The organism is Daejeonella rubra, from assembly GCF_900103545.1.
Taxonomy (GTDB): Bacteria; Bacteroidota; Bacteroidia; order Sphingobacteriales; family Sphingobacteriaceae; genus Daejeonella; species Daejeonella rubra.
Window position 1 is genome coordinate 1 of the sequence record NZ_FNHH01000049.1, and the last position, 8,862, is coordinate 8,862.

The following is an 8,862-nucleotide window of genomic DNA, read 5'->3' on the forward strand; positions in this document are numbered from 1 at the left end:
TTCATACATCAATATACTGATTATCAATATATTATGCAAATTAACTTGTATATTTATTCCATAAAAAAGAGGCTGTCCTTTTGAGACAGCCTCTTCAAGCCAACAAATCAAGGCCGCCTTTAAAAATGAACTCTTAAAGGATCACCTCTAGTGTAGTAATATTGCCGGGCATATCCGATGCATTGATGATGAGCTTAGTACCTGCCACCGTTGGATTGACAACTGTAGCGGTGTAAATCCAGTCCGCCTTATTGCCCGAAAGCAGAGCTGAGCCTTCTTCGATCGTACTGTCAGAACTATCTTTGATGATCAGCCTGACCCACTCAACCTTGAAATCGTCGAAAGCTCGAATGCTGATCTGATCGCCGATCTGTCCGGCATATTCAGATATATTATACTTCCTGATTTCAGGTGCTTTGCAAAAGTCAGAAAGAGCAAGATTGTAGGCGGACTGGTTTGCCTTTGCTTTCGCCTGGTAAACAGCCTTTTTTGCTGCATCGTCAATAACTGATTTTGCATAGAGTACCGCCTCTGCGAAAAGCTCCCGTACTTCCAGTTGACGGGGAGTGTCTGGGGTGCTTTTCTTCTTTGGCCTTTTGGCAATAATTGTCTTGCCTCCACGCTGTCTGTAAACTAACTGGTCGCCGATGCTTCCGCTCGAACCTTTTACCAGGTCATTATTTTTTAATTCCATGATGTTAAAATTTAAATGAAAAAATCTGTTTCACATTATCATTACCGGTATTAATGCTTAGAACAAATATAAGCTGCGATCTATTAACTCACTCATCATCAGTCCGTTATTGCTTGTATTGTCCGGCAATATCCTCTTTTGTCTTCTTTTGTCCCCTATTGTCGGGTACTTCCTTCATGGCGAGAAAACAGGGCTCCTGAACATTGATGGAAAAACAGGAATCAAAATACAATGAAAAATTGCCTGGTATAGTTCCGGCAGGATTAGCAAATAGACTGTATAATCAGGTCAGGAATTATTAACCAATTTGTATAGCTATTTCCGGTCGAGACACAGGACGAGAAATGGCAATTTTCCGAAGATCTTAGTGTTCGTTTAGTGTTCGTTTAGTGTTCGTCTGGAGACCGTTCAAAAAAGACTCAGATTTAGTGCTTTCAAACAGCATGGAATGAGCGTTCATTTTGGATGGCAGACCGGCTCATCAATCAGAAAAAAGAGGGTAAAAGTTGATAAAAGGAAGAGATATAAAAACAGCCTTAAAAGATATTAAGGCTGTTTAAGATTTCAATGGTCAGCGGTAGAAGTAGAAACCATAAAAAGGAAAGGAAACATTTTGATGTAGGGAAATAGCTGATCTACCGGAATTTTGAGAAATTCACTCACTTGATAGAATGTCAGGTCCTGCCCTTTTTCCAGTCCGTAATGCACTTTCATTTTCAGTAAAAGCCGCCGGCATGTTTTTTCGCATTTGCCGCTAAGCCTCACCAGGTCAGCAGCATAGATTAATAATCGTGGTGTTTTCATAGTACAAGTTTTTTATTAAAGTTAACCTGTGACTAAACAAAATTCTACGGAGATCGTATTTTTAGTATATTTTCAATGCCTGCCAAAGGAGTATTATTACTTTTTCAAGAGTAGAAGAAGAGCAATTATGAATTTTAAAATGGGCTGGCAAGCGACTTTACGAAATTTGCAATTGCAAAAATCAATATTTTCTCAAATAAGGTGAAAAACCGCTGAGATTCTGCGCAAAATCCTGCCTTTCAGGAAAAATCGGAAAAGAATATCAGGGAAAGAAATGCGAAAACAGCATACGCATTCGCCAGCATTGGGGGTTTTTAAATATCCCCTCAATAAATTCAGCAATTACAATTTTATGTACGTATATTTGTACACATTTAAGTACATTAAAATTTATCCCCATGTTAACAACATCCATTTCAGATTTCAGGAAAGACATTAAAAGATATTTTGATAAAGTCACAGAGAACTTTGAAACATTGATTATTAATCGTGGAAAGGATAATGGTGTTGTCATTATGTCCTTAACAGAATATAATTCAATGCGTGCAACTCAACATGAACTCTCTTCAAAAGAAAATGAAAGGAGACTGGATTCAGCAATTGAAAAACTGAAATCCGGAAATTCCATGAGTAAAAATCTACTTGAAGAATGAAATTCATATTTGTGGATGAATCCTGGGAAGATTATTTGTATTGGCAAAAAACCGATAAAAAGAAAATGAATCGGATAAATGATCTGCTAAAAGACATATCCCGAAATCCATTCCAGGGTATTGGAAAACCAGAACCACTAAAATACAAATATTCAGGATTTTGGTCTCGCAGAATTGATGATGAACATCGATTGATTTATCAAGTGAAAGATGATGCGATTTTAATTGCAAAGTGCAGGTTTCATTATGATTAAACTCAAATTCTGATGCACGCGTCCAATGTCATTATTTAAACTAATATCATTTTGCTCCTGGTCCCCAGGACTCATTGGAGCAGTGGAAGCGAAGCCTGCCCAGTAATTCATGCGGGGTTCTTTTTCCTGTGGTTGATGTTATCCTTTAAATGATGCTTTGGATAAAGAATTTCCACTAGCTATAGAGAAATCTGATTTTAAAGCCTTTTTTCTCCTTTTTGCAATGCACTGCACCTTCATAAACGTTTTTTGCGGCATTGTATAGGGCGGCAGATCCCACAGTTACCTGTGACATGACACCAGTACGGTCGCCAAATAGGCTCCAGTTTTAGTTGAGGTTACCTGTGGCATGACACCTGTACGGTCGCTCAATAGGCTCCAGCTTTAGCTGAGGTTACCTGTGGCATGGCACCTGTACGGTCGCTCAATAGACTCCAGCTTTAGCTGGAGTTAACGAGTTTGTTCGTTTTCGGGCTTCAGCCCAATATTCTGCAACATGTGAGGAAAAATATATTGGGCTTTAGCCCGATAGATATTATAAATGACATAGCAGGTACTTAGACTGCACTATTTGAAAATTTTGGAATACTAAAAATTCGGGTTGGGGAATGGCAGATGTAGATTAGTTATCGGTATTTTGGCGCTGAAGCACCAGTATTTGTTCTGTTCCGGTCGCTCAGGTTTTGGGCTGAAGCCCGGTCTGCAAACCGGATCTTAACCCGGAGCTAAAGCACCGGGCTATTGAGCGATATGGCTGTCCCAAGGTTCAGTATTTTTTATTCAATAATTCAGTTACCCAGCATCCAAAGTCATCTCACGAATTAATTGACGAATAGAGTTTCAATAGTTTTATCCTGGTATCGTTACATTAAACTGCCATTATTTTTAGCCTCCTTAGCATTCAGATGTTTTCGTCAAATTATATGTGACATGACACTAGTCCTTTTTATGCTGCAGAAAACTTTATTAAAAGCTTCCAATTCCCCTACCCTCCATTAATCAAAAGCATTATATTTAGAAATCAATAAATGCCTATGAACCGGATCGCATTCCTAATTATTTTTCTGATATGCACCAGCTTCAAGCTTACACCGGGTAACAAAAACCTTAGTGAAAGTGAACGCTGGAAGCAGCATGCCTCCAATACTGAAATTATCAGGGATAATTTTGGGGTACCCCATATTTATGGAAAGACAGATGCTGATGCTGTTTTTGGACTGCTATATACTCAATGCGAAGATGATTTTAATCGTGTTGAACGGAATTACATCTGGGCGACGGGCCGGCTTGCTGAAGTAGAAGGCGAAAATGCATTATACAGCGATCTAAGGGCTAATCTCTATATGACTCAAAAGGAAGCTGAAGCAAACTTTGAGAAAAGTCCGGCCTGGCTCAAAGAATTATGCATAGCATTTGCCGACGGAATAAACTATTATCTGGCAAAGCACCCGCAGGTAAAACCCAAATTACTCACCCGTTTTGAGCCCTGGATGCCCATGTATTTTAGTGAAGGTTCCATTGGTGGAGATATAGAAAAGGTTTCACTTAAGCGACTTGCTGAATTTTATGATAAGTCTGATGCGGCTAAGCTTGGAGGAAACCTTACCGGATCAATCCTTCTAAAAGATAATGAACCAAGAGGTTCGAATGGCTTCGCGATCTCAGGAAAATTAACCCAATCAGGTAATGCCATGCTTCTTATCAACCCGCATACCTCTTTCTTTTTCAGAGGTGAAGTTCATGTGGTGAGTAAACAGGGCCTGAATGCTTATGGCGCAGTTACCTGGGGACAATTTTTTGTTTATCAGGGATTTAACGAAAAAACAGGCTGGATGCATACCACATCAGACGTGGATATTATCGATGAATTTGAAGAAAGCATCGTAAAAAACAAACAGGGAACCACTTATAAATATGGGAATGAATCCCGGGCAATGGATTCTAATACGGTCAGCATAAAATATAAAGCAGGCAATGGAATCAAAGAGAAAAGCTTTACCACCTACCGCACACATCATGGACCGGTGACGCATTCATCAAACAATAAATGGGTATCCACAGCAATGATGTGGGATCCTGTAAAAGCCCTGGAGCAGTCCTTTTTACGTACCAAAAACTCAAACCATCAGGAGTTCAATAAAATGATGGACATACGCACTAATTCCTCAAACAACACTGTTTATGCTGATGCAGATGGGAATATTGCTTATTATCATGGAAACTTTATTCCGAAAAGAGATATCCGGTTTGATTATAAAAAACCTGTAGATGGAAGCAATCCCGATACAGACTGGAAAGGCCTGCACGAGCTGAAAGACAATATATTTCTGTTAAATCCTGATAACGGATGGATTCAGAACTGTAATTCTACACCCTTTACCAGTGCCGGAAAATACAGTCCGAAGCAGGAAAACTATCCGAACTACATGTCCTACTCACCGGAAAACTACCGTGGAATCCATGCCATATCCTTATTGAGTAAAGCAAAAGACCTAACCTTAGACAAGCTGATCACACTCGCTTACGATCCTTACCTTCCCGGTGCAGAAGAACTGATCAAAGGACTGCTAAAAGCATATGATACTGATCCGAAGGGTACAGCAGAACTGAAAACTGCCATTAATTTATTGAGAGACTGGGACTATAAGACTTCCAAAACATCCGCAGCAATGACGATCAGTCAGTATTATCTTAATACCTATATTAAATCAGGAAAAATACCGGGCGGACTAAATATTATGGAGAAAGTGAACTATATGAGTTCCATATCGCCACCTAAAGAACGTTTAGAAATATTCGAAGCAAGTCTTGCAGCACTGAAAAAGGATTTTGGTTCCGTAAATACGGCTTGGGGGGAATTCAACCGCTACCAGCGCATTAATGGAGATATCAATCAGGAATTTAACGATTTATTACCCAGCATACCTGTTGGGATGGCATCAGGAGAATGGGGTGCTTTAGCCTCATTCGGGACAAGGTTTGGCAAAAACACTAAACGTCAATACGGAACATCTGGAAATAGTTTCGTTGCCGTTGTAGAATTCGGAGATAAGGTGAAAGCGAAAACGATGTTAGCCGGGGGACAAAGCGGAGATCCAAAATCACCTCATTTTGATGATCAGATGCAGCGCTATGCCGACCGTGAATTTAAAACTGTGGCCTTTTATCGTGAGGATGTTCTAAAAAGAGTCGAATCCAGATATCATCCAGGCACAGAAAAATAATTAATCCGTATTTAAAATTATATCTTTTTAATAAAATACAAAGAGAAGAAATTCATAGTTCGGGAAGATTGTTTTCAATACTTCCGCCGAATAGAAAAAAAATATGTTCAACGAGCATTTAAACAGATTTAAATAAATCAATATGAAAGTTTTAACGATAATACTTTGTTCCATAAGCATGCTATATACCAATTCAATGAACGCACAAACGGTTTTACCGCTGTATGAAGGACCGATTCCCAATAGTAAACCATCGGCCAATAAAGAAAAGTCGGCTACAGATGCGGCCGGCATACTTCGCATCAGTAAAGTATCTGTACCTACACTTACGATGTACACACCAGAAAAGCAATCAGAAAAACGTTCTGCCGTTATCATTTGTCCCGGAGGCGGTTATGGTATTCTGGCTGCTTCTCATGAGGGTGCGGACGTCGCAAAAGCCTTTAACAATCTGGGAATAACAGCTTTTGTATTAAAATATCGCCTGCCGGAAGATTCTATCATGATAGATAAGTCGATCGGTCCCTTACAGGATGCACAAAGAGCGATTCAACTAGTCAGGGAAAATGCTCAGCAGTTCAATATAGATGGATCCAAAATTGGTATCATGGGCTTCTCAGCTGGCGGACACCTGGCAGCAAGCGCTTCTACCCGTTTCAATGAACAATTGATCGATAATCCGAAACAAACCTCTTTACGTCCGGATTTTTCAGTGCTTATTTATCCCGTCATCAGCTTCATGGATGGCATTACACATAAAGGCAGCCGCATGAATTTACTGGGTAAAGTTCAGCCAATTGAAACCTTACAAAAATTTTCCAATGAACTGCGGGTAACTGAGAAAACTCCACCAGCTTTTTTAGTCCATGCCGGTGATGATCCTGCCGTTCCGGTTGCAAACAGCATTTCCTATTATGAGGCGCTGTTAAAGCAAAAGATATATAGCAATATGATCATTTATCCACAAGGCGGGCATGGTTTTGGCATGAACAATAAAACTACGGCAGATAAATGGATGAACCAGCTTCAAAACTGGATGAGTGACAATAAGTATTTGTAGACCAGTTTTTATTTGTATGCCGTCAATTAAGTTTTGAAAGCCTCCATCAGGGTCTGGAAATATTCCACAAACCAGGATAGCAGAATTAAAAAACTAATGCAATTTGCCAAGCGTATATTTATTCAAAAACATATTTACAATGCCAAACAATAAGGAAGAAGAAAGAGTTCAGGCTGTTCAGCGTTATCTCGGGTTCAATACCGACCGTCAGAAAGATCTGCAGGAGATAGTGATGCTCGCTTCTGTGATCTGCAACAGTCCGATTGCTTTGATCACCCTTATGGATTATGATGTACAGCTGATCAAAGCAAAATTGGGTGTAGACGCTGATGAGATGCCAAGAAATACCTCATTCTGTACCCATGCTATTCAAATGGAAAAGATCATGGTGGTGAAAGATGCAAGCAAAGATACCAGGTTTGCAAATGCACCCGTTGTTGTTAATAATCCGCATATACGCTTTTACGCAAGTGCCAATCTGAAATCTTATGACGGATACAATGTCGGTACTTTATGTGTGTATGATACCAAACCAAAAGATCTGACAGAGCAGCAGCTGGAGTGCCTGGGCGCTCTTGCCAACCAGGTAAGCCATATCATGGAACTTGACAGAAGCTTAAATCAATTAAAGGCACAGAACACATCCTTAAGGGAAATAGCCAGAATTCAATCACATGAGATCAGGCAGCCTGTTGCTTCTATCATGGGATTGATGGCTTTAATGAAAGATTCATCCGGTACAAATGACGAGGAATACCTCGGTCTTCTTGAAGCATCAGTCAATCAATTGGATGAACGAATAAGAACCATTGTTAATCATATAAATGATCAGGAAGCTGATAATATACTGAGATAGATCTGGCTCTCAGGATCCACTGCAGAATCAAATCTACCAGCACCCTGCCTCAAACCTGAATATTTTTTTTAATTTCATCCCAATGAAATTTTTTCCCATTATTCTGTTCCTGGTACTGTCATTTACATTTTCTTCATGCCACTATTTATCAACAATTAATGAAGATCCTGTCCCGACATTCACCGCAATAAAGGGAATAAAATACACGGAGGTACGACGTTCATTTCAAAACGGACTCTCATTCAATGAGCAGGGCTTTCAGCTGGAGCCGGAATGGAATATTTACTTCAATGCGGATGATTCGGTCAGGATCTTTAGTCCGGAAAAGCAACAATACATGACCTACCGCATCTTTCACAGCCATAAAGCGCTTTTTCAGTTCGCCCGCGAATGGTTCAGAGTTAAGCATGTAAGCAAAGACAGTATTCTTTTACAGGTAATGGCTTTGGAATCAAGAGTTGTGAATGAAGATCAGTCAACGATCTACATGAAGCTTTATTCGGATGATTACATTAAAAATGTGCTAAAAATGGAGGCAACAAAATTAAAAGCTCCAAGTAGAGAAGACACGCTTTTTATCAAATACAGAGCAATACAGGCTAACAGCAATCTGGATAGTGCCTTTGCGGCAAGAAATCCGGTTGTTTTAAATAGCAGGAGTAAAATAACCAGGGTAGAAAAGATCAAACCAGGCCTCGACCCCTATTTAGGTCATGTTAACCGCTCTGAGGAATACCTGTATCCTGAATACCGCATCAATATCGATAAAGCTTATCAGGATTTTCAGTATTCATTTTCGGTGGTGGTTGATCATAATGGCAGGATGCATTTCAAAGATTTCCTTGTCGCCGTTGAACCCGAATTTCTGGAAACTAAAACAAAGGTGGCAAAAGGAATCATTGATATTTACCTCCGCAATACCCTGGATATTAAACCAGGAAACACACTGGGATTCCCGCATTCCAGCCTCATTAATTTGCATGTGATTGGGATAAAATAAGCATCCAGGGGCCTTCCTGAAGGTTAAACTTGTGCTTAAACCTCCCAAAATACTCAAAAACCACCCCCGCCAGCGCTAAGGGCTACACTCCCCCCGCCAGCGGTGGACAGCATGACGGATAAAAAAATTGCATTCAATATTGAGATTTTTAGTTTACAGCAAATTCCCTGGCCACCCAGTATCCACCGCTGGCGGGGGAATAAAAGGGGGTGGTCTTTTCCATGTCTTGTCCTAAAATAGGTTTACATAACTAGTAAACTTATGGATCAATTAATTCAAACATTTAGTGAATCATTTAAACAGTCTGTTGTAGATCA

8 protein-coding genes are annotated in these 8,862 nt (G+C 39.9%); 6 read left to right on the forward strand and 2 right to left on the reverse strand.

Features of this window, described 5'->3' with window-relative positions; translation table 11 throughout:
• Positions 1-133: 133 nt before the first annotated feature.
• Complete coding sequence (locus tag BLR27_RS17980; protein WP_090707229.1) at positions 134-694, reverse strand: hypothetical protein; 561 nt, start codon at positions 692-694, stop codon at positions 134-136.
• A gap of 564 nt (positions 695-1,258) precedes the next feature.
• Entirely contained in the window at positions 1,259-1,498 is a 240-nt protein-coding gene (locus BLR27_RS17985; RefSeq protein WP_090707230.1) for a hypothetical protein, read from the reverse strand.
• A gap of 398 nt (positions 1,499-1,896) precedes the next feature.
• Between BLR27_RS17985 and BLR27_RS17990 the strand changes: the two genes are divergently transcribed.
• The 6 genes from BLR27_RS17990 (at position 1,897) to BLR27_RS18015 (ending at position 8,545) form a co-directional block, all read left to right on the forward strand.
• Entirely contained in the window at positions 1,897-2,151 is a 255-nt protein-coding gene (locus tag BLR27_RS17990; RefSeq protein WP_090707232.1) for a type II toxin-antitoxin system Phd/YefM family antitoxin, read from the forward strand.
• Positions 2,148-2,405 carry a Txe/YoeB family addiction module toxin gene (locus BLR27_RS17995; protein WP_090707234.1) on the forward strand — a complete coding sequence of 86 codons (258 nt, stop codon included), beginning with the start codon at positions 2,148-2,150 and terminating at the stop codon, positions 2,403-2,405. Before BLR27_RS17990 ends, BLR27_RS17995 begins: the two co-directional genes overlap by 4 nt.
• A 1,034-nt stretch (positions 2,406-3,439) precedes the next feature.
• Positions 3,440-5,629, forward strand: a complete 2,190-nt coding sequence (locus tag BLR27_RS18000) for a penicillin acylase family protein (RefSeq protein ID WP_221406378.1) — start codon at positions 3,440-3,442, stop codon at positions 5,627-5,629.
• 142 nt (positions 5,630-5,771) lie between these two features.
• Entirely contained in the window at positions 5,772-6,689 is a 918-nt protein-coding gene (locus BLR27_RS18005; RefSeq protein ID WP_090707237.1) for an alpha/beta hydrolase, read from the forward strand.
• Positions 6,690-6,828: 139 nt separating this feature from the next.
• Positions 6,829-7,545: a GAF domain-containing protein gene (locus BLR27_RS18010; RefSeq protein ID WP_090707239.1), complete on the forward strand. Its 717-nt coding sequence runs from the start codon at positions 6,829-6,831 to the stop codon at positions 7,543-7,545.
• Between the two features lie 82 nt (positions 7,546-7,627).
• Complete coding sequence (locus tag BLR27_RS18015) at positions 7,628-8,545, forward strand: hypothetical protein (RefSeq protein WP_090707240.1); 918 nt, start codon at positions 7,628-7,630, stop codon at positions 8,543-8,545.
• The last annotated feature ends 317 nt before the right edge of the window (positions 8,546-8,862 follow it).

What these genes read in the sequence shown, in the direction of transcription:
- BLR27_RS17980 (WP_090707229.1), bottom strand. Translation starts at nt 694, where the DNA reads ATGGAATTAAAAAATAATGACCTGGTAAAAGGTTCGAGCGGAAGCATC.
- BLR27_RS17990 (WP_090707232.1), top strand. Translation starts at nt 1,897, where the DNA reads ATGTTAACAACATCCATTTCAGATTTCAGGAAAGACATTAAAAGATAT.
- BLR27_RS18015 (WP_090707240.1), top strand. Translation starts at nt 7,628, where the DNA reads ATGAAATTTTTTCCCATTATTCTGTTCCTGGTACTGTCATTTACATTT.
- BLR27_RS17985 (WP_090707230.1), bottom strand. Translation starts at nt 1,498, where the DNA reads ATGAAAACACCACGATTATTAATCTATGCTGCTGACCTGGTGAGGCTT.
- BLR27_RS18005 (WP_090707237.1), top strand. Translation starts at nt 5,772, where the DNA reads ATGAAAGTTTTAACGATAATACTTTGTTCCATAAGCATGCTATATACC.
- BLR27_RS18000 (WP_221406378.1), top strand. Translation starts at nt 3,440, where the DNA reads ATGAACCGGATCGCATTCCTAATTATTTTTCTGATATGCACCAGCTTC.
- BLR27_RS17995 (WP_090707234.1), top strand. Translation starts at nt 2,148, where the DNA reads ATGAAATTCATATTTGTGGATGAATCCTGGGAAGATTATTTGTATTGG.
- BLR27_RS18010 (WP_090707239.1), top strand. Translation starts at nt 6,829, where the DNA reads ATGCCAAACAATAAGGAAGAAGAAAGAGTTCAGGCTGTTCAGCGTTAT.